18 protein-coding genes and 1 pseudogene are annotated in these 23,458 nt (G+C 64.3%); 12 read left to right on the top strand and 7 right to left on the bottom strand.

What is annotated here, in order from left to right; all coding sequences use genetic code 11:
* Positions 1 to 69: 69 nt before the first annotated feature.
* Together ACP2YO_RS27710 and ACP2YO_RS27705 are read right to left on the bottom strand one after the other, a co-directional pair.
* Positions 70 to 2,348: pseudogene (locus ACP2YO_RS27710) on the bottom strand (FdhF/YdeP family oxidoreductase).
* A gap of 667 nt (positions 2,349 to 3,015) precedes the next feature.
* A complete protein-coding gene (locus tag ACP2YO_RS27705; protein ID WP_426434329.1) occupies positions 3,016 to 3,786 on the bottom strand; it encodes an enoyl-CoA hydratase in 771 nt (256 codons plus the stop codon).
* A 125-nt stretch (positions 3,787 to 3,911) separates the two neighbouring features.
* Here ACP2YO_RS27705 and ACP2YO_RS27700 point away from each other — a divergent pair, with 125 nt between their 5' ends.
* Positions 3,912 to 4,475, top strand: a complete 564-nt coding sequence (locus tag ACP2YO_RS27700) for a PaaI family thioesterase (protein WP_426434328.1) — start codon at positions 3,912 to 3,914, stop codon at positions 4,473 to 4,475.
* Positions 4,476 to 4,535: 60 nt separating this feature from the next.
* Complete coding sequence (locus tag ACP2YO_RS27695; RefSeq protein ID WP_426434327.1) at positions 4,536 to 5,147, top strand: TetR/AcrR family transcriptional regulator; 612 nt, start codon at positions 4,536 to 4,538, stop codon at positions 5,145 to 5,147.
* Between the two features lie 38 nt (positions 5,148 to 5,185).
* Here the strand turns inward: ACP2YO_RS27695 and ACP2YO_RS27690 are convergent, their stop codons facing one another.
* Entirely contained in the window at positions 5,186 to 6,100 is a 915-nt protein-coding gene (locus tag ACP2YO_RS27690) for a LysR family transcriptional regulator (RefSeq protein ID WP_426434326.1), read from the bottom strand.
* 120 nt (positions 6,101 to 6,220) lie between these two features.
* Here ACP2YO_RS27690 and ACP2YO_RS27685 point away from each other — a divergent pair, with 120 nt between their 5' ends.
* The 8 genes from ACP2YO_RS27685 to ACP2YO_RS27650 all read left to right on the top strand — a co-directional run bounded on the left by ACP2YO_RS27685 (position 6,221) and on the right by ACP2YO_RS27650 (position 15,601).
* Complete coding sequence (locus tag ACP2YO_RS27685; protein ID WP_426434325.1) at positions 6,221 to 7,717, top strand: CoA-acylating methylmalonate-semialdehyde dehydrogenase; 1,497 nt, start codon at positions 6,221 to 6,223, stop codon at positions 7,715 to 7,717.
* A 121-nt stretch (positions 7,718 to 7,838) separates the two neighbouring features.
* Positions 7,839 to 8,984, top strand: a complete 1,146-nt coding sequence (locus ACP2YO_RS27680) for an isobutyryl-CoA dehydrogenase (RefSeq protein ID WP_426443325.1) — start codon at positions 7,839 to 7,841, stop codon at positions 8,982 to 8,984.
* A complete protein-coding gene (locus tag ACP2YO_RS27675) occupies positions 8,981 to 10,063 on the top strand; it encodes an enoyl-CoA hydratase/isomerase family protein (RefSeq protein ID WP_426434324.1) in 1,083 nt (360 codons plus the stop codon). The genes ACP2YO_RS27680 and ACP2YO_RS27675 overlap by 4 nt, the downstream gene beginning before the upstream one ends.
* A 25-nt stretch (positions 10,064 to 10,088) precedes the next feature.
* Positions 10,089 to 10,976 (top strand): 3-hydroxyisobutyrate dehydrogenase, encoded by an 888-nt coding sequence (gene mmsB, locus ACP2YO_RS27670; RefSeq protein WP_426434323.1) that lies wholly within the window; start codon positions 10,089 to 10,091, stop codon positions 10,974 to 10,976.
* A 152-nt stretch (positions 10,977 to 11,128) separates the two neighbouring features.
* Complete coding sequence (locus ACP2YO_RS27665) at positions 11,129 to 12,859, top strand: AMP-binding protein (RefSeq protein WP_426434322.1); 1,731 nt, start codon at positions 11,129 to 11,131, stop codon at positions 12,857 to 12,859.
* Positions 12,860 to 12,863: 4 nt separating this feature from the next.
* A complete protein-coding gene (locus ACP2YO_RS27660) occupies positions 12,864 to 13,343 on the top strand; it encodes a MaoC family dehydratase (RefSeq protein WP_426434321.1) in 480 nt (159 codons plus the stop codon).
* 123 nt (positions 13,344 to 13,466) lie between these two features.
* Complete coding sequence (locus ACP2YO_RS27655; protein ID WP_426434320.1) at positions 13,467 to 14,384, top strand: SDR family NAD(P)-dependent oxidoreductase; 918 nt, start codon at positions 13,467 to 13,469, stop codon at positions 14,382 to 14,384.
* Positions 14,384 to 15,601 (top strand): NAD(P)/FAD-dependent oxidoreductase, encoded by a 1,218-nt coding sequence (locus ACP2YO_RS27650; RefSeq protein WP_426434319.1) that lies wholly within the window; start codon positions 14,384 to 14,386, stop codon positions 15,599 to 15,601. Before ACP2YO_RS27655 ends, ACP2YO_RS27650 begins: the two co-directional genes overlap by 1 nt.
* A gap of 92 nt (positions 15,602 to 15,693) precedes the next feature.
* Here the strand turns inward: ACP2YO_RS27650 and ACP2YO_RS27645 are convergent, their stop codons facing one another.
* From ACP2YO_RS27645 to ACP2YO_RS27635, 3 genes are all read right to left on the bottom strand, one after another.
* Positions 15,694 to 16,773, bottom strand: coding sequence for a D-TA family PLP-dependent enzyme (locus tag ACP2YO_RS27645; RefSeq protein ID WP_426434318.1), 1,080 nt, complete (start codon positions 16,771 to 16,773; stop codon positions 15,694 to 15,696).
* 123 nt (positions 16,774 to 16,896) lie between these two features.
* Positions 16,897 to 18,705: an ABC-F family ATP-binding cassette domain-containing protein gene (locus ACP2YO_RS27640; protein ID WP_426434317.1), complete on the bottom strand. Its 1,809-nt coding sequence runs from the start codon at positions 18,703 to 18,705 to the stop codon at positions 16,897 to 16,899.
* A gap of 7 nt (positions 18,706 to 18,712) precedes the next feature.
* A complete protein-coding gene (locus ACP2YO_RS27635) occupies positions 18,713 to 19,222 on the bottom strand; it encodes a YaiI/YqxD family protein (RefSeq protein ID WP_426434316.1) in 510 nt (169 codons plus the stop codon).
* Between the two features lie 135 nt (positions 19,223 to 19,357).
* Here ACP2YO_RS27635 and ACP2YO_RS27630 point away from each other — a divergent pair, with 135 nt between their 5' ends.
* The gene (locus ACP2YO_RS27630; protein ID WP_426434315.1) at positions 19,358 to 20,155 is read left to right on the top strand and encodes a hypothetical protein; all 798 of its coding nucleotides are present in this window, start codon (positions 19,358 to 19,360) and stop codon (positions 20,153 to 20,155) included.
* A gap of 2 nt (positions 20,156 to 20,157) precedes the next feature.
* The gene (locus ACP2YO_RS27625; protein WP_426434314.1) at positions 20,158 to 20,766 is read left to right on the top strand and encodes a 2-hydroxychromene-2-carboxylate isomerase; all 609 of its coding nucleotides are present in this window, start codon (positions 20,158 to 20,160) and stop codon (positions 20,764 to 20,766) included.
* A gap of 269 nt (positions 20,767 to 21,035) precedes the next feature.
* On the opposite strand, the gene ACP2YO_RS27620 is transcribed toward ACP2YO_RS27625, so the two are convergent.
* The gene (locus ACP2YO_RS27620) at positions 21,036 to 23,408 is read right to left on the bottom strand and encodes a xanthine dehydrogenase family protein molybdopterin-binding subunit (protein WP_426434313.1); all 2,373 of its coding nucleotides are present in this window, start codon (positions 23,406 to 23,408) and stop codon (positions 21,036 to 21,038) included.
* Positions 23,409 to 23,458: the final 50 nt, after the last annotated feature.

Below are 23,458 nucleotides of genomic sequence, written 5' to 3'. Positions count from 1 at the left end.
ACGTGCCGCGGATTTCGCCGCGCTCATCCGGGCTGCGAGTGTGGTCTCGTCCGCCAACTGCTGAAGCCGTTACGCGGCCTCAGGGGCGCGGCGGATACGCACCGGCACCGACTTGTACGACGGCGTGCCGCTTTCCTTGTCGTGATAGTCGAGCGGCACCAGCCCGTTGGCTTCCGGATAATAGGCCGCGACCGACCCGCGCGCGATCTCGTAGACGATGGCGGTGAGGGTGAGACGCCGCGGTTCGCCCGAGGGCAGCGCCGTCGTGATCTCGACGAGATCGCCATGGGCGAGGCCTAATCCGGCCAGATCATCCGCGTTCGCGAACAGCACGTCGCGGCGGCCGAACACGCCGCGATAGCGGTCGTTCAGTCCGTAGATCGTGGTGTTGTACTGATCGTGGCTGCGGATGGTGGTGAGCTTGAGGACGGTCTTGTCGGTCAGCACCGGGTCCTCCTCCAGGCCCTCGAAGATCAGGAATTCGGCCTTGCCGGATGGCGTCGTCCACTTGCGCTCGGTCGGCGGCAGCGGCAGGCGAAAGCCGCCGGGAATCCGGATGCGCGCGTTGTAATCCTTGAAGTCGGGGAACACGCCCTCGATAGCGTCGCGGATGCGGTCGTAATCGGCGATCAGCTCGGTCCACGGCACCTTGCTCGCCGGCAAGGTCGCCATCGCCATGCCGGCGACGATGGCCGATTCCGAACGAAGCTGCTCGGAAGCCGGGCTGAGCTTGCCGCGCGAGGCGTGCACCATCGTCATGGAGTCTTCGACCGTGATGGCCTGCGGACCCGAGGCCTGGATGTCGCGCTCGGTGCGCCCCAGCACCGGCAGGATAATCGATTGCTTGCCGATCAAGAGATGCGAGCGGTTGAGCTTGGTCCCCAGATGTACGGCAAGCTCGAGCTTGCGCATGCCGGAGGCGCAACGCTCGGGGTCGGGCAGCGCAATGGCAAAATTGCCGCCGAGACAGATCAGGACCTTGGATCGCCCGGCGTCGATCGCCTCCATCGCGGCAACCGAGTCATGGCCTTGATGCCGCGGCGGCTTGAAGCCAAAGGTGCGTTCGATACCCTCGAACATCGGGATGTTGGGCTTTTCGGTAATGCCGACGGTACGATTGCCCTGCACGTTGGAGTGGCCGCGCAACGGGCAGATGCCGGCGCCCGGCTTGCCGAAATTGCCCTTCAGCAGCAGCAGGTTTGCGATCTGCTGGACATTGTCGGTGCCGCGGCTGTGCTGGGTGATGCCCATGCCGTAGGTGATGATGGTGGCATTGGATTTGGCATAGGCGGGGCGACCTCACCGAGCTGGGCGCGGCTGAAGCCGGAGACCGCCTCGATCGAGTCCCATGCCGTCGCGCCGAGATCGGCGGCGAACGCGGCAAAGCCGTTGGTGTGCTCGGCGATGAAGGCATGATCGAGCACATCGTGCGTGACCGCATCCTGCTCGAGCAGCGCCTTCATGATGCCCTTCAGCACCGCGGCGTCGGCGCCGACCCTCGGCTGATAATAGGTCGAGGCGATGCGTGTCGAGCTGAAGGTCGCCATCTCGATCGGGTCTTGCGGATCGGCGAAGCGCTCCAGCGCGCGTTCGCGCAGCGGATTGAAGACGATGATCGGCGCGCCGCGGCGCGAGACCTCCCACAGGGTACCCATCATGCGCGGATGATTGGTGCCGGGGTTGTGGCCCATCGCGATGATCAGTTCGCAATGGTCGAAATCATCCAGCGACACCGTGCCCTTGCCGATGCCGATCGATTGCGGCAGGCCGACGCTGGTCGCCTCGTGGCACATGTTGGAGCAGTCGGGGAAATTGTTGCTGCCGTATTCGCGCGCGAAGATCGAAAACAGGAAGGCCGCCTCGTTGGACGCGCGGCCGGAGGTGTAGAATTCGGCCATGTTGGGATCCGGCAGGCTGCGGAGGCTCTCGCCGATCCGCGCGAAGGCGTCGTCCCATGCGACGGGCTGGTAGGTATCGGTCGCGGCGTCGTAGACCATGGGGTCGGTCAGGCGCCCCTCGTTCTCCAGATGGAAGTCGCTCCAGCCGAGCAACTCGGTGACGGTGTGGTCGGCAAAGAACTGCGGGGTCGTGCGTTTGCTGGTCGCTTCCCAGGTCACGGCCTTGGCGCCGTTCTCGCAGAACTGGAAAGTGGAGGTGTGCTCCTTGTCCGGCCATGCGCAGCCCGGACAATCGAAGCCGTCCGGCTTGTTGGTGCGCAGCAGCGTGATCGGCGCGTCGACCAGCTCCATCTGGTCGCGAACGGCTATCGCGGTCGCTTTGAGGGCGCCCCAGCCGCCCGCCGGGGCGTCGTAGGGCCGGATACCGGGAACGTCGCGCTTTTGGACCATATGTCCTCCTGCAGCTGTAAGATAATGACCTCGTGCGTTCTTCCCGAGGCTTATTGATCGTTTAGTGTTGGGCAGACATCTGCGAGACCAGCGCGCACCGATCGACGTTCTCGATTTGAAGCAACCGTCTCGCGATCGAGTCTAGACTATTAGGCTGGGTGCTGCGGTCAACAGTCTGTCAGGCCAAGTCTGTCTCGATAGTGTCATCGAGACCGTCCGCCCGCGTGAGCAAGTATAGCCTAACGGTAACGGCTACCGAGGAACACAGACGCCGCCCGTGCAACTCAAGTGCGGACAGCACACAAACTGATAGGTCGGGCCGCATTTGCTGCTGGTGGTGGCGCATAACGCCAGTCTGGTTTTCGCCGTGCTTCTCGTTTCCTTGAGAACGGATGGTCGGTGTGTTGACCAGGCGGGAAAGGCAACGATCTCATCCGTTTCATTGGGATCGGTTCTGGCTGACGACTGAGCGATCAGCGTTACCGCCAATATGAGTGCTGCAATGAACGAAGACACTGCAACCGCTGCCACTTTCATTGACGTCACCCCACGTTCTCTGCGTCGGCCAGGCTTTGGCGAGCTAACAGATGCAAACTATCGGTGGTTGAACCTCACCGCAAGCGGACGACGGATTAGATCCGCTAGCATCCGGGCCACGAGGTGACGACTACCGCTTCCGATCCAGGAACCCCTGCATCTGCCGCTGCGGCTCGCCGGTCAGGAAGGATTGCCCGAACACGCCGACGCTCAGATTGACCGACTCGGTCAGCGGCAGCTCTTCCCATTGCCGCAGCAGGTCCTTCTGGATGCGCAGCGCCTCGGGGCCGCATTCCAGCAGCGCCTGCACGGTGTGCTCGACGGCCGCATCGAGGCCGCCGGGCTTTGCGACCGTGTCGACCAGGCCCCAGGCGAGCGCGGTTGACGCATCGATGTTCTCCGCCGTCATCATCAGCCAGCGCGCGCGGCCCCAGCCGATCAGCCGCGGCAGCAATGCGGCGTGGATCACCGAGGGGATGCCGACGCGAACCTCGGGCATGCCGAACATCGCATCATGCGCCGCGATCCTGACGTCGCAGGCCGCCGCAACCTCGAGGCCGCCGCCGAGGCACCAGCCGGGCAGGCGGGCGATGACCGGCGCCGGGAATTTTCGCACGGCCTCGCAGAGGTCGCGCAGGCGGCTGATGAACTGCTCGGCGGTCCTTTGCTCGAGCTTCGCCATCTCCTTGATGTCGGCGCCGCCGATCATGCTCTTCTCGCTCTCGCCGGCGAGGATCACCACGCGGATGTCGCGCTTCGAGGCGAGGTGCTCAAAGCCCTCGCGCACGCCATTGGTCACGTCAGAACTCAGAATGTTCAGCTTGCCGGCATTGCAGATCGTCAGGCGAACGACGCCTCTGATATCGCGGTCGATACCGCAATGGGGATTGAGCATGTCCATGGAAGGGTCTCGCAGGGAATTGATCGCGCCACTTCCCGGACAAAGCAGGTGCCTGTCAAGAGACGGCGGTTGCGCGGTCGCGTGCGCTGCAATAGAATTATATTCATCATATAAATGGAGCCGTCATGACCTCAGCCGACACGATCGACTTGTTCTCGCCCGATTTGCTCCGCGTGCGTGTCGTCGAGTGGCAGGCGCCGGGACCGGCCGCCAAGGCCGCGATGGCGATGTCGGGCATGGAGGCGATGTGCGCGATCCGCGACGGCCGGTTGCCGCCGCCGCCGATGGCCAAACTGATCGGCTTCCGGATGAGGATTATCGAGCCTGAGCGGATCGTGATGGAACTTGATCCGCACGAGAGCCTGGAGAGCACCATCGGCCTGATGCACGGCGCGACCGCGGCTGCGCTGCTCGACACCGCGATGGGCTGCGCGATCTCGACCGTGCTGCCGGCGGGGCAGACCTCCGTCACCCTCGATCTCAAGCTGACCTATCTGCGGCCGCTCTCGCTGCGCTCGGGAACCGTCAGCGCCGAGGGCAAGGTCATCAAGCTCGGCCGCCAGACCAGCTACGCCGAAGGCTTCGTCCGCGACGGCAGGGGCAGTCTCGCCGTGCATGCCACCGCGACGTTTTCCATGATCGGCGGGGAACCCAGGAAACAGGACACGACACAGGAAAAAACGAAATAACTGCAGCTTTTCCGGCGCAAACCTGCTATTATATGATTGGAAACATTCCATGAGAGCAGTATGCGCTATTCGAAAGAACACAAGCAGGAAACCCATGCGCGGATCGTGCGCAAGGCCGCGGTACGGCTGCGCGAAAAGGGTGCGCACGGCATCGGCGTCGCCGATTTGATGAAAGAGGCCGGCCTGACCCATGGTGGCTTCTACGCACATTTCGATTCGCGCGAGGCGCTGGTGATCGAGGCGTTCTCCTATGCGATGGATCGCTCCACCGAGCGCTGGCGCAAGGTCGCCGAGGAGGTGCCGCCCGAGAAGCGGCTTGCGACCATCGTCGATACGTACCTGACCGCGACCCATCGCGACGAACCCGGCCATGGCTGCGCGGTGCCGTCGCTCGGCGCCGAGATCGTGCGCGAGACCCCAAAGACCCGCAAGGCGTTCGCGCTCAAGCTCGAGCAGATGATCGACATGATGGCCGACCAGATCCTCGACGTGCCGCGCAAAACCGCCCGCAAGCAGGCGATGGCGACGCTGGCGACCATGATGGGTACCATCGTGATGTCGCGGATCGCGGGTAACGGCGAACTGTCGGACGAAATCCTCGGCTCGGGCCGCGAGGCCGTGCTGGGACGTGCGGCTGCGGCGAAGGCGCCGGCGAAGAAGAAGGTGAATTAGGACGGCCATTTCCCCTTCGCCGGGATGACGGTGAGATTTTACGCTCCCGCGAACAGCGCTCGCTCGGCTTCGACCGTCTCATAGATGTAATCGGCCACGGCGCGGATGCGCGCGAGGTCCTTGCTGTCGGCGTGCATCAGGAGCCAGAAGGTGCGGGATATCCGCACCTCGTCCGGCAGCACGGGATGCAGCTCCGGATGCGCCGTCGCCATGAAGTGCGGCAGCACCGCGATGCCGAAGCCCGCGATCGTGGCGTTGAGCTGCGCGATCAGATTGGCGCTGCGGAATTTTGCAGAAATCTTCGGCGAGACCTGCGGCAGATAGTCCAACTCGGGCGTGAACAGCAGCTCCTCGATGTAACCGACGAAGCGGTGCCGTGGCAGGTCGGCACGCGCGGCGATGTCGGGGGCCTGTGCGAGATAGGAGGGGGCGGCATAGAGCCCGAGCGTGTAGTCGAGCAGCTTGCGGCCGACGATGCGGCCTTCCTTCGGCATAGTCAGGCTGATCGCGATGTCGGCCTCGCGCTTGGAGAGCGAGAACAGCCGCGCGGTGGCGACGAGTTGCAAATCGAGATCGGGATACCGCTCGGTGAATTTCACCAGCCGCGAGGCCAGGAAGTGGCTGCCGAATCCGTCGGGCGCGCCGATCCGCACCGTGCCGGTCAAATGCGCGCGCGAGCCGCCGACCGCCTCCTGGTTGGCCACAATCGTGGATTCCATCGCCTCGGCACTGTCGGCGACGCGCTGGCCGGCCTCGGTAAGCAGATAGCCGGTCTTGCGGCGATCAAACAGTTTTGCGGACAGGTGATGTTCCAGCCGGTCGACACGCCGGATCACTGTGGCATGATCGACGCCGAGCTGCCTGGCGGCTGAGGACACCGACCCGCCGCGCACGATCGCAAGCACGAAGCGGAAGTCGTCCCAGTCGATCGTGCCGCCGCCTTGATCCAGCATTTCCGCACATCTATGGTGCAATTTATCGGACTTGTATCCTATAAAATGCAGGGTCAATAGAGTTTGTAAAGCGGTCTCGCCGCTCACGCTGGCGATTCAGGTCCTTAAGGGAGGTTATCCATGCGCTCAATCGGACATTTCATCGGTGGCAAAGAGGTCAAGGGCACGTCGGGCCGCACGGCCGACGTCTTCGAGCCGATGACCGGCGAGGTCCAGGGCAAGGTGGCGCTGGCGTCCAAGGCGGAAGTCCGCGCTGCGGTTGAAAATGCCAAGGCCGCGCAGGGCGAATGGGCCGCGACCAACCCGCAGCGCCGCGCTCGCGTCATGATGAAGTTCGTCGAGCTGGTGCAGCGCGATTACGACAAGCTGGCCGAGCTGTTGGCGCGCGAGCACGGCAAGACCGTTCCCGACGCCAAGGGTGACATCCAGCGCGGACTTGAAGTCGCTGAGTTCGCCTGCGGCATCCCGCATCTGATGAAGGGCGAGTACACCGAAGGCGCCGGCCCCGGCATCGACATCTATTCCATGCGGCAGCCGCTCGGCGTCGTCTCCGGCATCACGCCGTTCAATTTCCCGGCGATGATCCCGATGTGGAAGTTCGCGCCGGCCATCGCCTGCGGCAACGCGTTCATCCTGAAGCCCTCCGAGCGTGATCCCGGCGTGCCGATGGCGCTTGCCCAGTTGATGATCGAGGCGGGACTGCCGGCCGGCATTCTCAATGTCGTCAACGGCGACAAGGAAGCGGTCGACGCCATTCTCGACGATCCCGATATCAAGGCGATCGGCTTCGTCGGCTCGACCCCGATCGCGCAATACATCTACGAGCGCGCGGCGCAAACCGGCAAGCGCTGCCAGTGCTTCGGCGGCGCCAAGAACCACGCCATCGTGATGCCCGACGCCGACATGGACCAGACCGTCGATGCGCTGATCGGCGCCGGCTACGGCTCGGCCGGCGAGCGCTGCATGGCGGTCTCGGTCGCCGTCCCCGTCGGCAAGACCACCGCTGACCGACTGATGGAAAAGCTGATCCCGCGCGTGGAATCGCTCAAGATCGGCACCTCGGTCGACCCGTCGGCGGATTACGGCCCGCTGGTCACCCGCGAGGCGGTCGAGAAGGTGAAGGGCTACATCGACATCGGCATCAAGGAGGGCGCGACGCTCGCGGTCGACGGCCGCGGCTTCAAGATGCAGGGCTATGAGAAGGGCTTCTATCTCGGTGGTTCGCTGTTCGACAACGTCACCAAGGACATGCGGATCTACAAGGAAGAGATCTTCGGTCCGGTGCTCACGGTGGTCCGCGCCCACGACTACCACGAGGCGCTGGCGCTGCCGTCGGAGCATGATTACGGCAACGGCGTTGCGATCTTCACCCGTGACGGCGACACCGCGCGCGACTTCGCGGCCAAGGTCAATGTCGGTATGGTCGGCATCAACGTGCCGATCCCGGTGCCGATCGCTTATTACACCTTCGGCGGCTGGAAGAAGTCGGGCTTCGGCGATCTCAACCAGCATGGCCCGGACTCGGTCCGCTTCTACACCAAGACCAAGACGGTGACTTCGCGCTGGCCGTCAGGCGTCAAGGACGGTGCGGAGTTCTCGATCCCGACAATGAAGTGATTTCCACAGCCGTCATTGCGAGGAGCGCAGCGACGAAGCAATCCATTCTTTCCCTGTGCGGAGATGTGGATTGCCTCGCTTCGCTCGCAATGACGACGGGGTGACAAGGGTAGGCGGCGAGATGCAGTTCGCTCTCAACGAGGACCAGATCGCGATTCGCGACATGGCGCGGGCGTTTGCGGCGGAGAAGATCGCGCCGCATGCGCTCGAATGGGACGAGACCAAGCATTTCCCTGTCGAGGTGATGCGCGAGGCCGCAAGCCTCGGCATCGGCGGCATCTACATCAAGGATGATGTCGGCGGCTCCGCGATGACGCGCTTCGATGCGGCGCTGATCTTCGAGGCGCTGGCGACGGGGTGCCCGACCACGTCAGCTTTCATCTCGATCCACAACATGGCGTCCTGGATGATCGATGCCTTCGGCAACGACACCCAGCGCCACAGATGGCTGCCGAAGCTCTGCACCATGGAGCTGATCGCGAGCTATTGCCTCACCGAGCCCGGCGCCGGCTCCGACGCCGCCGCCTTGCGCACCCGCGCGGTGCGCGACGGCGATCATTACGTGCTCAACGGCCAGAAGCAGTTCATTTCCGGTGCCGGCAGCACCGACCTGCTGGTGGCGATGGTGCGGACTGGCGGCGATGGCCCCGGCGGCATCTCGACGCTGGTGGTCGACGGCAAGACACCGGGCGTGTTGTTCGGCGCCAACGAGCGCAAGATGGGCTGGAACGCACAGCCGACCCGCGCGGTGGTGTTCGAGAATGCCCGCGTACCGGTCGAGAACCGGCTCGGCGACGAGGGCATCGGCTTCAAGATCGCGATGGCCGGCCTCGACGGCGGCCGCATCAATATCGCGGCATGCTCGCTCGGTGGCGCGCAGGCCGCACTCGACAAGTCGCTGGCCTACATGAAGGACCGCAAGGCCTTCGGCAAGCGCCTCGACGAATTCCAGGCGCTGCAATTCAAGATCGCGGACATGGCGACCGAACTGGAAGCCGCGCGCACCTTCGTCTGGCGCGCCGCCGCAGCCCTCGACCGCAAGGATGCCGATGCGGGCATGCTCTGCGCAATGGCAAAACGCTTCGGCACCGATGTCGGCTTCGAGGTCGCCAACCAGGCGCTGCAACTGCACGGCGGTTACGGTTACTTAAGCGAATACGGCGTCGAGAAGATCGTGCGCGATCTGCGCGTGCACCAGATCCTCGAAGGCACCAATGAAATCATGCGGCTGATCGTGTCGCGCAAGCTGATCGAGGGCGCGCGATGAATGATGCGGTTGTCGCTGAGGGCGATCTGATCGTGCGCAGGGAAGGCTCGGCCGGTATTATCCGCCTGAACCGCCCGAAGGCGATCAATGCCGTGACGCTGGAGATGTTCCACGACATCGACAGAGCGCTCGATGCCTTCGAGGCCGATCCTGATGTTGCGGTGATCGTGCTGGAGGGCGCCGGCGAGCGTGGCCTCTGCGCCGGCGGCGATATCCGCGCGCTCTGGGAAAGCTCCAAGGTGCGAGGCGACCTCGGCAAGATCCTGTGGCGCGACGAGTACATCCTCAACGCGCGGATCAAGAAATTTCCAAAGCCGTATGTCGCCTTTATGGACGGCATCGTGATGGGGGGCGGCGTCGGCCTCTCGGCGCACAGCCGCCATCGCGTGGTGACGGAGCGAACAAAACTCGCGATGCCCGAGGTCGGCCTCGGCTTCTTCCCCGATGTCGGCGGCACCTATCTGCTGTCGCGTTCGCCGGGCGAGATCGGGACTTATTTCGGCCTGACCGGCACGACGATGAACGGCCCTGACGCGATCTGCGCGAAGTTTGCCGATGCCGTGGTGCCGAGCGCGAAGCTCGCCGCACTGCGTGAGGCGCTGACCGGGGTCGACCGAGGCACGACATCAGCTGACATCGACAAGCTGATCGGCGGCTTTGCTACTGGCGAGAAGGCCGGACCTGTCGCAGCCCAGCAGGCCAGGATCGACGGCTGGTTCGCGCATGACCGGATGGAAGACATCATCGCTGCGCTGAAGGACGATGGATCGGAGCTCGCGCAGGCGACCTTGAAGACACTGGGTGAAAAATCGCCGCGCGGCATGGTGGTGACGCTGAAGCTGCTGCGTCTGGCGCGCAAGACGGCGACCCTGGAAGAGTGCCTGGTGCGGGAGTATCGCGCCGCGCTGGAGGTGTTCGCCAGCGACGACTTCCGCGAGGGCGTGCGTGCCGCCGTGATCGACAAGGACCGCAACCCCAAATGGTCGCCGGCGCAAATCGAGGACGTGACGCCTGGGATGATCGCGCCGTACTTCGCCGGGATCGGTACCGACGAACTGACATTTCCTGACAGCAAATAGAAACGTCGCAAGCGGAGGACTTCCCATGGCACACATCGCATTCATCGGGCTCGGCAATATGGGTGGGCCGATGGCGGCCAATCTGGTCAAGGCCGGCCACAAGGTGACCGCGTTCGATCTGGTCGCGGCGTCGCGCGATCAGGCCAAGAGCGATGGTGCCGCGATTGCCGAAAGCAGCGCTGCCGCCGTGAAGGGCGCCGATGTCGTCATCAGCATGCTGCCGGCCGGCAAGCATGTGCTTGGTGTCTGGAACGAAGTCCTCCCGCATATGACCAGGGGTACGCTGATCATCGACTGCTCGACCATCGACGTCGAAAGCGCCAAGCAGGCGCACGCGGTTGCCGCCAAGCACGGCATCGCCTCGGTCGACGCGCCGGTGTCCGGCGGCACCGGCGGCGCCAAGGGTGCGACCTTGACCTTCATGTGCGGCGGCGAGGACAAGGCGTTTGCCGCGGCCCAGCCGGTGCTCGTCAACATGGGCAAGAAGATCGTGCATTGCGGCGGTGCCGGCGCGGGGCAGGCGGCCAAGATCTGCAACAACATGATCCTCGGCATTTCCATGATCGCGGTCGGCGAGGCTTTTGCGCTTGCCGAAAAGCTCGGCCTGTCGCACCAGGCACTGTTCGACGTCGCCTCGACTTCGTCGGGCCAGTGCTGGTCGCTCACCACCTATTGCCCGGTTCCCGGCCCGGTGCCGACCTCGCCGGCGAACAACGACTACAAGCCCGGCTTCGCGTCCAATCTGATGGTGAAGGACCTGACCTTGGCGCAGGACGCGGCCAAGGCTGCCGGTGCCGCCACACCGCTCGGCAAGCATGCGCAGGAACTTTACAGGGCCTTCGACGCGGAGGGGAACGGCGGGGTCGACTTTTCCGGAATTATCCAGCACGTTAGGCAACTTGCCCCAAAGTGATCGCCGTCATCCCTGAGGTGCGAGCGGAGCGAGCCTCGAAGGATGAAGAGACGGTGTCTGTGGCCATCCTTCGAGACGCCGCTCTGCGGCTCCTCCAGCGACAACGCGAACGCGTTGCGCGGGGATGACGCCATCGAATGTGGTGAAGCCGGATGACAACATTTCAAGACGCACGCGCCTTTCTGCTCAAGCACCGCACCGACTACGATGCCGCGGTGAAGGATTTCCGCTGGCCCGATCCGGTTCCCTTCAACTGGGCACTCGATTGGTTCGACGCCGAGTTGGCGCACGACCCTGACAGCCGCGACCGGCCGGCGCTATGGATCGTCGACGCCGCCGCCAACAAGGAGATAAAACTCTCCTTCGCCGCGCTGTCGCACCGCTCCAACCAGGTCGCGAACTTCCTGCGTGCGCAGGGGCTGAAGCGCGGCGATCATTTGCTGCTGCTGCTCGGCAATGTCGTCCCGCTGTGGGAGACCATGCTGGCGGCGATCAAGCTCGGTGTCGTCGTGATCCCCGCAACCACGCTGCTGACACCGGACGAATTGCGCGACCGGCTCGACCGCGGCAAGGCGCAGGCGGTCGTTGCAACCCAGGATCAGGTCGCGAAGTTCAAGGGCCTGGGCAGCGAGAAGCTCGTGCGCATCGTGGTTGGCGCGACGCAGCCCAATGATGGCTGGTTGCCGTTCGAGGACGCGGCCAAGGCGTCCGAGAGCTTTACGCCTGACGGTCCGACCAAGGCCGACGACCCGATGCTGCTCTATTTCACGTCGGGCACGACCGCAAAGCCGAAGCTGGTGCGGCACAGCCAGCGCAGCTATCCGGTCGGCCATCTTTCGACCATGTACTGGATCGGCTTGCTGCCCGGCGACGTCCATCTCAATATCTCTTCTCCGGGCTGGGCCAAGCATGCCTGGAGCTGCTTCTTTGCGCCGTGGAATGCCGGCGCATGCGTGTTCGTGGTCAACCAGCCGCGCTTCGACGCCAAGGGATTGCTATCAACCATCGGCCGTTGCGGCGTCACCACCTTGTGCGCGCCGCCGACGGTGTGGCGCATGTTCATCCAGGAGCAACTCGCCAGTTTCAAGATGTCGTTGCGCGAGGTCTGCGGCGCCGGCGAGCCGCTGAACCCCGAAGTCATCGACCAGGTCAAGGCGGCCTGGGGCCTGACCATCCGCGACGGCTACGGCCAGACCGAGACCACCGCGCTTGCCGGCAATTCGCCGGGCCAGAAGGTGAAGGTCGGCTCGATGGGCCGCCCGCTGCCGGGCTATCGCGTGCAGGTGTCAGACAATGACGGCCAAGCCGCGAGCGAAGGCGAGGTATCGTTGCTGCTGGGTGCCGACCGGCCGGCAGGCCTGATGCAGGGCTATGAGAGCGACGGCAAGCTCGGCGGCGCCGATGGCGACATTTATCGCAGCGGCGACGTCGTGTTCACCGATGACGAGGGCTATCTGACCTTCGTCGGCCGCACCGACGACGTCTTCAAATCGTCGGATTACCGCATCTCGCCGTTCGAGCTGGAGAGCATACTGCTCGAGCACGATTCAGTCGCCGAGGCCGCCGTGGTGCCGAGTCCTGACCCGATCCGGCTCGCGATTCCGAAGGCTTATGTGCTGCTAATTGCCGGTGTCGAGCGCACGCCGGAGACGGCGCTGTCGATCTTCAAGCATCTGCACACGCGCCTGGCGCCATTCAAGCGCATCCGCAAGCTCGAGCTCGTCACCGAGCTGCCGAAGACGATTTCGGGAAAAATCCGCCGCGTGCAGTTGCGCAGACTCGAGCATGACGATAATCGCGGGGATGCGTTGCGCGGACAAGAGTTCCGCGAGGAAGAATTCCCGGAGCTGCAGAAAGTGCGGACGTCGGGATCGGAGAGCTAGCGAAATGAACGAAGTCTGGAAGAAGCCGCCGGTGTCGCTGGAAACCTACCAGGGCATGGTCGGCAAGGAGATCGGCGTGTCCTCATGGCACCTGGTCGATCAGGGCCGCATCAACACCTATGCCGACGTGATCGAGGACCATCAGTTCATCCACGTCGATCCCGAGCGCGCCAAGAAGGAAACCGAGTTTGGCACCACGATCGCGCATGGCTTCCTCACGATGTCGCTGCTGTCAATCATGTCGTACGAGGTGATGCCGGTCGTGGAGGGCACCGCGATGGGCGTCAATTACGGCTTCGACAAGTTGCGCTTCATCTCGCCGGTCAAGTCAGGCAAGCGCGTCCGTGGCCGCTTCGTGCTGGCGGAAGCCAAAATGCGCAAGCCGAACGAATTGCAGTCGCGCACCAATGTCACCGTCGAGATCGAGGGCGAAGAAAAGCCCGCGCTGGTCGCCGACTGGCTCGGCCTGATCTATTTCAGGTAGGCTAGGCCCGTCATGGCCGGGCTTGACCCGGCCATCCATCTCCTTAAGAAGGGCCATCCTTTTGATGGATGCCCGGGTCAAGCCCGGGCATGACGAGAGAATCCACATCCGGGAATCGTAATCATGGCAATCAGGTTTGACGGACGCGTCGCTATCGTCACCGGCGCGGGCAATGGTCTGGGACGGGCGCATGCGCTAGGGCTCGCCAGCCGTGGCGCCAAGGTCGTGGTCAATGATTTCGGCGGCGCGCGCGACGGCACCGGCGGCTCGCTGTCGCCGGCCGAGACCGTGGTCGAGGAGATCCGCAAAGCGGGCGGCACCGCGATGGCCGATGGCGCCGACGTCTCGAACTTCGAGCAGGTCACCGCGATGGTCGAGCGCGCCACCAGGGAGTGGGGCAGCGTCGATCTGTTGTGCGCCAATGCCGGCATCCTGCGCGACAAGTCGTTTACCAAGATGGAAGTCGCCGACTGGGCCAAGGTGCTCGACGTGCATCTCACCGGCACGTTCTACTGCTGCAAGGCGGTGTGGGCCGGCATGCGCGAGCGCAATTACGGCCGCATCGTGCTGACGACCTCGTCGTCGGGCCTGTTCGGCAATTTCGGCCAGGCCAATTACGGCGCAGCGAAAGCCGGCATGGTAGGCCTGATGAACGTGCTCGCTGAAGAGGGCCGCAAGAACAACATCAAGGTCAACACGGTTTCGCCGACGGCGGCGACCCGTATGACCGAAGAGCTGCTGCCGCCGCAGGCGCTTCAGTTGATGAAGCCGGAAGCGATTACGCCGGCGGTCGAATTCCTGCTCAGCGAGGACGCGCCGACCCGCACCATCATGGGCGCCGGCGCCGGCTCGTTCGCCGTCATCAAGGTGCTGGAGACCGAAGGCGTCAACCTGCCGCAGTCGGACTGGACACCCGACGCGATCGCAGCGAATTTCGCCGCGATCGGCGACATGTCGACCGCGAAGGCGCTGCAGGGCGCGTTCGAGCAGACGCAGAAGTACGTGGCGCAAGCCGCGGCGCGGGCAGGCATCAAGCTTTGATGAAGCATGCCGCCGTCATCGGTGCCGGACCTGCCGGCCTGATGGCGGCGGAGATGCTCGTGCAAGGTGGAGCAAACGTCACCGTCTACGACGCGATGCCGTCGGCCGGGCGCAAATTTCTGATGGCTGGCCGGGGCGGGCTCAATCTCACCCACAGCGAGCAGCTGGCCGACTTTCTTCCACGCTATCGTGAGGCGACGCCGCGGCTGGACGCTTCTATCAAGGCATTCCCTCCACAGGCGTTGCGCGACTGGAGTGATGCGCTTGGGCAACCGACCTTCGTCGGCTCGAGTGGCCGTGTGTTTCCAAAGGCCTTCAAGGCCTCGCCCTTGCTGCGCGCCTGGCTGCGACGGCTCGATGCCGCGGGCGTGCAGTTCGCGTTCCGGCACCGCTGGATTGGATGGGACGAGTCCAGTGGACTGCTGTTTGCAACGCCAGCTGGTCCGCGCGTTGCCAAACCTGACGCGACCGTTCTCGCGCTCGGCGGCGCAAGCTGGCCGCGGCTTGGCTCGGACGGCGTGTGGACGGCGACTCTCGCTGCGAAAGGGGTTACCATCTCAAAGCTGCGACCGGCCAATTCCGGCTTCAAGGTCGAATGGTCAGACGTATTTCGCGACCGCTTCGAGGGCCAGCCGCTCAAAGGCGTGGCGCTGACGGTCGGTGCGCACAGCGTCCGCGGCGAAGCCATGATCACCCGCACCGGGATCGAAGGCGGCGCCATCTACGCACTGTCGGCGGAGTTGCGCGAGGCGGTGCTGGGTATCGGGCAGGCGACACTTGAGATCGCGCTGCGGCCGGACCTCGACGCCGCCGACCTGACCACACGCCTGTCGGGCAACCGCGGCCGGCAGTCGCTGGCGAATTTCCTGCGCAAGGCGGCGCAGGTGTCGCCGGTTGGCATCGGCCTGATGCAGGAGGTGGCCATCGCGTCCGGCCGGCCGCTGGCATCATTCTCGCCGGCCGAACTCGCGCAACTGATCAACGCCATTCCGGTGCAGCTGACCGGTGTCGCCCCGATCGCGCGCGCGATCTCGACCGCGGGCGGGATCGCGTTCGAGGAGCTCGACGACAACTTCATGCTACGCCGTCTGCCCGGTGTCTTCGCCGCCGGCGAGATGCTTGATTGGGAAGCGCCGACCGGCGGCTATCTGTTGCAGGCGTCCTTCGCAACCGGCGTCGCCGCGGGGAAGGGCGCATTGAGGTGGCTCACTTCGTAGGATGGGTGGAGCGAAGCGATACCCATCGACTTTCTAACCGTGCGGCGACATGATGGGTATCGCTGCGCTCCACCCATCCTACGGGATCGAGGCTACCTTAGCTTGCCCCTTGCGGCGACCGGCAGCGTGCCGAGGATATCGTCACCGCGCACCATCACGACCTCGTCCATCATGTTGACGACGACGCAGACGTGATTGGGCACGATCCGCACGACATCGCCGACATTGGGCCGCGTATTGCTGCGCGAGAGGTCGAGGAAGCCGTGCTCCTCGGCAAAGCGGGCGATCTTGGCCTCGGGATGTTCGAGGATCAGTCCATGGCCTTCGAGGCCGCCGGTGTCAGATGTCAGCGTCTTGGAGCCGGCATCGAGGATGCCGCGTTCGGGGCCGGCGCGGCTGACGACGGTGGAGTAGATATTGAGCGCGCAGTCATCCCAGGTGGCTACTCCAGCCGCGACCTGCATGCGGTCGTTGTAGATATAGGTGCCGAAGCGGTGCTCGGTGCCGCCCTTCAGTTTGCCGAGATTCTTGAGGTTCGGCGTGCCGCCGGTCGAGACGATCGCAGCATCGAGTCCGTGCGCGCGGACGCCGGCGAGAGCTTCGTCATAGAATTTCTGCGCGTCCGCCCAGCCGGTCTCGGTCGGGTAGAGCATGAAGCCTGCAAAGGTCAGTCCCTTCGAGCCGGCGATCTCGCGCGCCAGCGCAATCGCCTCGGCCGGCGTCTCGACGCCGGCCCGTTTGCGCCCGGTGTCGCATTCGACCACGACCGAAAGCGGCCGGCCGGACGCAGCGGCAGCCTTCGGCAGGTCGCCGACCACGACGGCATTGTCGGCTGCGACGGTCATGTTGGCTTTTGCTTGCAGCGCGCCGAGCCGCGCCATCTTCTCGTCGCCGAGAAGATTGTAGCTGATCAGGATGTTGTCGATCCCGCTATCGGCCATGATCTCGGCCTCGCCGAGCTTCTGGCACGTGATGCCGTGCGCACCGGCCTTGATCTGCATCTGCGCCAGCGTCGGATTCTTGTGCGTCTTGATGTGGGGACGGTTGGCGACGCCGGCTGAATCGCAAGCCGCCTGGATGCGCGCGATGTTGCGCTCGACCCTGTCCATGTCGATGACGGCGCAGGGCGTGCCGTATTCGCGGGCGATCTTGGCGGCGAGGGGCGTGGTCATGAGGTCGTCTCCATTTCAGCGTTCTCGTCATTGCGAGCGAAGCGAAGCAATCCATCTGTCGGCGTACGCTGATGCATGGATTGCTTCGTCGCTGCGCTCCTCGCAATGACGGCGAACATCATCCTACGCCTGTTCGATTTCTTCGCGCAGCACTTCGAGTTCGAGCCACTTGTCTTCCGCCTCGGCCAATTCCTTCTGCGCTTTCGTCAGCGCGTCCGACGCGGAATCGAATTTCTTGCGATCCTTCTTGTAGAGGTCCGGATCGTCCAGAAAGCGCTGATGCTTGGCGATATCCGCCTGCAGTTTTGCGATCGTCTTCGGCAGCGTGTCCAGCGCATGTTTTTCGTTGAAGTTCAGCCGGCGCTTCGGCGCGCTTGACGGTGTCGCGGTTCTTGACGATTCCCGCTTTTCCTCGGCGACCTTCACCGCCTCGCGCTTCAGATCGGCGCCGCGCTGCGCCAGCATGTCGGTGTAGCCGCCGGCATATTCGATCCAGCGGCCGTCGCCCTCGGGGGCGATCACCGAGGTCACGACACGGTCGAGGAAGTCGCGGTCATGGCTGATCAGGATCACGGTACCCTCATAATCGCCGAGCATCTCCTCGAGGACATCGAGGGTTTCGAGATCGAGGTCGTTGGTCGGTTCGTCCAGCACCAGCAGATTGGACGCCTTGGCGAGCGACCGCGCCAGCATCAGCCGGCCGCGCTCGCCGCCGGACAACACCTCCAGCGGCGTACGCATCTGCTCCTGCGCGAACAGGAAGTCCTTCATGTAGCTGACCACATGCTTCGGCTTGCCGCCGATCATGACATGGTCGGTGCCGCCGCCGGTGAGGGCATCGGCCAGCGTCGACTTGGGATCGAGGCTTTCGCGATGCTGGTCCAGCGTCGCCATCTCGATGTTGGCGCCCAGCCGGATGCTGCCGCTATCGGGCGGGCTGCCGCCGGTCAGCATGTCGATCAACGTGGTCTTGCCGGCGCCGTTCGGACCGACGATGCCGATGCGATCGCCGCGCTGGACCCGGATCGAGAATCCGTCGACGATTCCGCGATCGCCGAAGGATTTGCTGATGTTCTTGGCCTCGATCACCAGCTTGCCGGATTTGTCGGCTTCGGCGGCGGCGAGGTTGGCATTGCCGGTCGCGCCACGATAGGTCCGGCGCTGGTCGCGCAGCGCATGCAGATTACCGAGCCGCTTGACGTTGCGCTTGCGGCGGCCGGAGACGCCGTAACGCAGCCAATGCTCCTCGTTGACGATCTTGCGGTCGAGCTTGTGCTGGTCGCGTTCTTCCTCGGCCAGCACTTCGTCGCGCCAGGATTCGAAGGCGGAAAAGCCGCGGTCGATCTGCTTGATCTGGCCACGGTCGAGCCACGCGGTCGAGCGCGACAGGTTGGAGAGGAAGCGGCGGTCATGGCTGATGAGGACCAGCGCGCAGCGGCGGCTGGCCAGTTCGCCTTCCAGCCATTCGATGGTGGTGAGATCGAGATGGTTGGTCGGTTCGTCCAGCAGCAGAATATCGGGCGACGGTGCCAGCACCCGCGCCAGCGCGGTGCGCCGGGCCTCGCCGCCCGAGATATGGGCGGGATCTTCGTTGCCGCTGAGGCCGAGCTGCTCCACCAGATAGCGCGCCTGATAGTGGTCGTCGCCCGGATTGAGCCCGGCCTCGACATAGGCGAGTGTCGTCGCAAAGCCCGAAAAGTCCGGCTCCTGCGGCAGATAGCGGATCGTGGCTCCGGGCTGCACAAAGCGGTTGCCGCGATCGGGTTCGACAAGGCCGGCCGCGATCTTGAGCAGTGTCGATTTGCCGGAGCCGTTGCGGCCGATCAGGCAGACCCGCTCGCCGGTGGAGACGGAAAGCTCGACACCGGCCAGCAACGGCGTGCCGCCAAACGTCAGCGCGATATCTTTCAACTGGATCAGCGGTGGCGGCATGTTTGCTTCAATTCTGGCTCGCCGCCGCCTGATCCGCGCGGCGGCGCTGGATGCGGCGGACGGTCTGGTCGAGCGTCGCGAGGAAGGTTGAGCGGTCGCGCGGCGAGTAGGATTTCGGCCCACCGGTGACTTCGCCCGACGAGCGCAAATCGGTCATCAAATTGCGCACCGCGAGCGTCATGCCGATCGATTGCTCCGTGAATGGTTTTCCGTTCGGCGCGATCACCTCGGCGCCGGCCTTGACGCAGCGGCTCGCCAGCGGAATGTCCGATGTGATCACGACGTCGCCCTCATGGGCACGTTCCGCGATCCAGTCGTCGGCGGCATCCATGCCCGAACCGGCGGCGATGCGCTCGATCAGCGGATCCTGCGGCACGCGGATGAAATTGCCCGCGACCACGCTGACGGGGACGCCGAGGCGGATCGCGACGCGGTAGATCTCGTCCTTCACCGGGCAGGCGTCGGCGTCGATATAAATGCGGGTGGTTGCAGGGGTTTCAGTCGGGGTTTCAGTCATCGATTCAACAATTGGGGCGCGCGCCCCGCATGTACTCCATGACGCGGAAAATTGCGAGCAAAACGAGAGGCTTGCTATGCCTCTTTGTTCGACTACCATTGTCGCTGGAAAAATCAGCGAAATAAGGGAAAACCGATGGCGGCCCAGCAAATCTACCGCGTCTCGGCCTACAACACCTCTAAGCTGTCCGAGAACAAGATCCACGATGATACGGTGGCGCGGAAGTTCGGCTTTTCCGGCGGGCTCGTGCCCGGCGTCGATGTCATGGCCTACATGATGCACCTGCCGGTCGAGCGATGGGGCCGCGACTTTCTCGAACGTGGCCATATCGAGGCGCGGTTCGTGAAGCCGGTTTATGACGGCGAGACTGCCGAGCTGACGGGCAGGCAGAGCGGTGGTGTGCTCGCAATCGAAGTGCATAGCCGCGGTGAGCTCTGTGCGACGGGCAGCGCAACGCTGCCGGTTTCAGCGCCGGCAGTGTCGATCAAGCACTACAAGCAGGTCGCGGCCGTCGCGGAACGCAAGCCGGTGAGCCACTCGTCCTACGAAACCGGTGCATGGCTCGGCACTATCCCGCGCGATTGGTCTGGCGATGCCGCGAAGGAGTATCTTGCCGACATCAGGGAGACCGATCCGATCTACCTCCGCGAAGGCCTCGGCCATCCCGGCCTGCTGCCGCGGGTGATGAACAAGGTGCTGGTCGATAACGCGATCCTCGGCCCCTGGATTCACGTCGGCACCCGCATGCAGCTGTTCTCGGCGACCAAAATCGGCGATGAGCTGACGGCGCGGGCGAAAGTCACCGGCAATTACGACAAGAAGGGCCACCGCTTCGTCGAACTCGACGCGCTGGTACTCGCCAACGGCACAACGCCGCTGGCACATTGCTGGCACATCGCCATCACCCAGCCGCGCGAGCAGGCGGCGGCGTAATCATGTCCATCACCATCGACTATTATTTGTCACTGAACTCGCCCTGGACCTATATCGGCAGTGCGCCGTTCGCCGAGATTGCGCGCCGCCATGGCGCTGAAGTCAACGTCAAGCCCGCCAAGTTCGGTCCCATCTTCGAGCAGACCGGCGGACTGCCGCTGCCGAAACGTTCGCCGGAGCGCCAGGCTTACCGCATGGTGGAGCTCAAGCGCTGGCGCGAGGTGAGGGAGCTTCCGCTCAATGTCGAACCCAAACACTTCCCCAGCGATGAAGTGGCAGCGACGCGCCTCGTGATCGCAGCCAGCCTGCAAGGCAGGGACGCCCACAAATTGTCGCTGGAATTGGGACGCGCGATTTGGGAGCGCGAGGAGTCGTTTGCCGACCCGGCTGTCATGGCCTCGGCCGCACAACGCGCCGGTCTCGACGTTGAGGCGTTGCGGGCCGTCAGCCCATCGGATGCGGAACTTGATGCGCTTTATGAGCAGTTCACACAGGAAGCTCTGAAGGCGGGCGTCTTCGGCGCGCCGAGCTATGTGCTGCCTTCCGGTGAAATTTTCTGGGGTCAGGATCGGTTGGATCTGCTCGATCGCGCGTTGAAGATGATGGCGTAGGTTTACCGACCCTGCCATTGCCGGGCTTGACCCGGCAATCCATCCTCTTTGAGAGAGTCCTGCGAAGCTTGATGGATACGCGGGTCGAGCCTGCGTATGACGAAGGTGGATTGGGGCGAGCCCTCACACCCACCCACAACTGTCATCCTCCGCGCATGCGGGGGATCCAGTACGCCGCGGCTTCTCGGCTCTATAACTACTGCCTCTGGAATACTGGGTCACCCGCATTCGCGGGTGACGACACTTTTGTTTGTGGCATCAACGGTGCCTTACGCCGCGTTCGCCCTCGCGTCCTGGATCGCGCGCCAGACGCGTTCCGGCGTCAAGGGCATGTTGATGTGCTTGATGCCGTAGTCCGACAGTGCGTCCACCACCGCGTTCACGAGGCAGACCAGGCTGCCGGCGCAGCCGGCTTCGCCACAGCCCTTGGTGCCGAGCGGGTTCGATTTCGCTGGCGACGGATGGTCGCCGACTTCCATCGGCGGGACGTCGCCGGCACGCGGCAGGGCGTAGTCCATGAACGAGCCGGTGATCGGCTGGCCGCTTTCGTCGTAGCTCACTTCCTCCATCAGCGCCTGTCCGATGCCCTGCACGACCCCGCCGTGCAACTGGCCGGCGACGATCATCGGATTGACCACGGTGCCGAAATCGTTGACCGCGAAATAACGCACGATCTGCGTCACGCCGGTATCAGGATCGATCTCGACCTCGGCGACGTGACAGCCGTTCGGGAAGGTCGACGCCGTCTCCTTGGTAGCGTGGTCGACATCGAGACTCTCGGGCGTGCCCTCGGGCATCTTGCCCTCGCGCATGCGCTCGGCGAGCTCCATGATGCCGATCGAGCGGTCGGTGCCGGCGATGGTGAAGCGGCCGTCGCCGAACTCGATGTCGGCCTCGGAGGCCTCCAGCATTTGGGCTGCGGCCTTCTTGCCTTTCTCGACCACCAGCGCGGACGCCTCGACGATTGCCTGTCCGGTCGCGGTGATCGAGCGCGAGCCGCCGGTGCCGTTGCCGAAGCGGACCAGATCGCTGTCGCCCTGTTCGAGCGTGATCCGCTCAAAGGGTACGCCGAGCCGCGCGGACAGCACCTGCGCGAACGGCGTGGCATGGCCCTGGCCGTAGTCGAGCGTGCCGGTCGTGAGCTTCACTGACCCATCCGGCTCGAAGGTGATCTTGCCGAGTTCGCCACTCGGCGGCGCGGTGACCTCGAGATAGGAGCCGACAGCGATGCCGCGGAGTTTGCCGTTCTTCTTGCTCTCTTTCCGGCGCTTGGCGAAGTTCTCGTAGTCGGAGATCTCCAGCGCCTTCTGGAACACGCCTGCGAAGTCGCCGCTGTCATAGGTGACTCCAGACGCGGCCGGGAAGGGCAGTTGCGACGGCTTGATGAAATTGCGCTTGCGCAAGGTGAGACGGTTGATGCCCATCTCGTCGGCCGCGGTGTCGATCAGCCGCTCCATGTAGTAATTGGCCTCGGGCCGGCCGGCGCCGCGATAGGCGCCCATCAGCGTGGTGTTGGTCAGCACCGTCTTGATATCGACGGCGATCACCGGCGTGCGATAGACGCTGGGGAGGTTCTTGCCGGTATTGAGCGACAGCGGGCCCGGCGAGACGCCGGTGATATAGGCGCCGAGATTGCCGTAGCCCGAGAGGCGCACCGCGAGGAACTTGCCGTCGGCATCAAGTGCCAGCTCGGCATGGATCAGTTGCGCGCGGCCCTGGCTATCGGAGAGGAAGCTGGTCGAACGCTCATCCAGCCACTTCACCGGGCGGCCCAATTGCTTCGCCGCATGCGAGATGCAGGTGTATTCGGGATAGTTGAGGTTCTTCATTCCAAAGGAGCCGCCGACATTGGCGGTCAGGATGCGCACCTTCTCCGGCGGCACATTGAGCAGCTTGGCAAGGATCGCCTTGTTGCCGGAGACGCCCTGGGTCGGCACCTGCAGCGTGAAGCGCTCGGCGGTCTTGTCATAATGCGCCAGCGCGACGCGCGGCTCCATCGAGACGACGGCGACGCGGGTGTTGACGATGTCGAGCTTGGTGACATGCGCGGCGCTGGCGAACGCGGCCTCGACCTTGGCCGTATCGCCATAGTGATAGTCGAGCGCGACATTGTTGGGGATGTTGTCGTAGAGCTGCGGCGCGCCGGGCCTGGCCGCCTCGGCGGCATCCGTCACCGCCGGCAGCGGCTCGATGTCCAGTTCGACGGCTTCGGCCGCATCGCGCGCCTGTGCCGCGGTCTCCGCGACCACGAAGGCGATGGGATCGCCGACGAAGCGCACCTTGTCGGTCGCAAGCGCCGGGCGGTTGGTCTGCAGCAGGGCCGAGCCGTCGCGGCTCTTCAGCGGCAGCCCGCAGGTGAAGGGATTATAGCCCGCGGCGGCCAGATCAGTGCCGGTCCAGACCCCGAGCACTCCAGGCATCGCCTTGGCGGCCGCGGTGTCGATGCCCTTGATGATTCCGTGGGCATGGGAGGAGCGCACCATCCAGCACCAGGCCTGCCCGGGCAGCGAGAAATCGTCGGTGTATCGGCCCTTGCCGCGCACCAGCGTATCGTCCTCCTTGCGGCGCACGGGCTGTCCGACACCGTATTTTTGCAGTGCAATAGCGTTTTCAAGCGAGGCGGGCGACGTATGATCTTGCATCGGAAATGACCTGAAATGCCGGGATTTGCGCCGGTTTAGGGGTATCGACC

Source organism: Bradyrhizobium genosp. P, assembly GCF_049949265.1.
Classification (GTDB): Bacteria; Pseudomonadota; Alphaproteobacteria; order Rhizobiales; family Xanthobacteraceae; genus Bradyrhizobium.
Note: the sequence above shows the minus strand (reverse complement) of the source record. Positions and strands in the feature narration are given on the sequence as shown.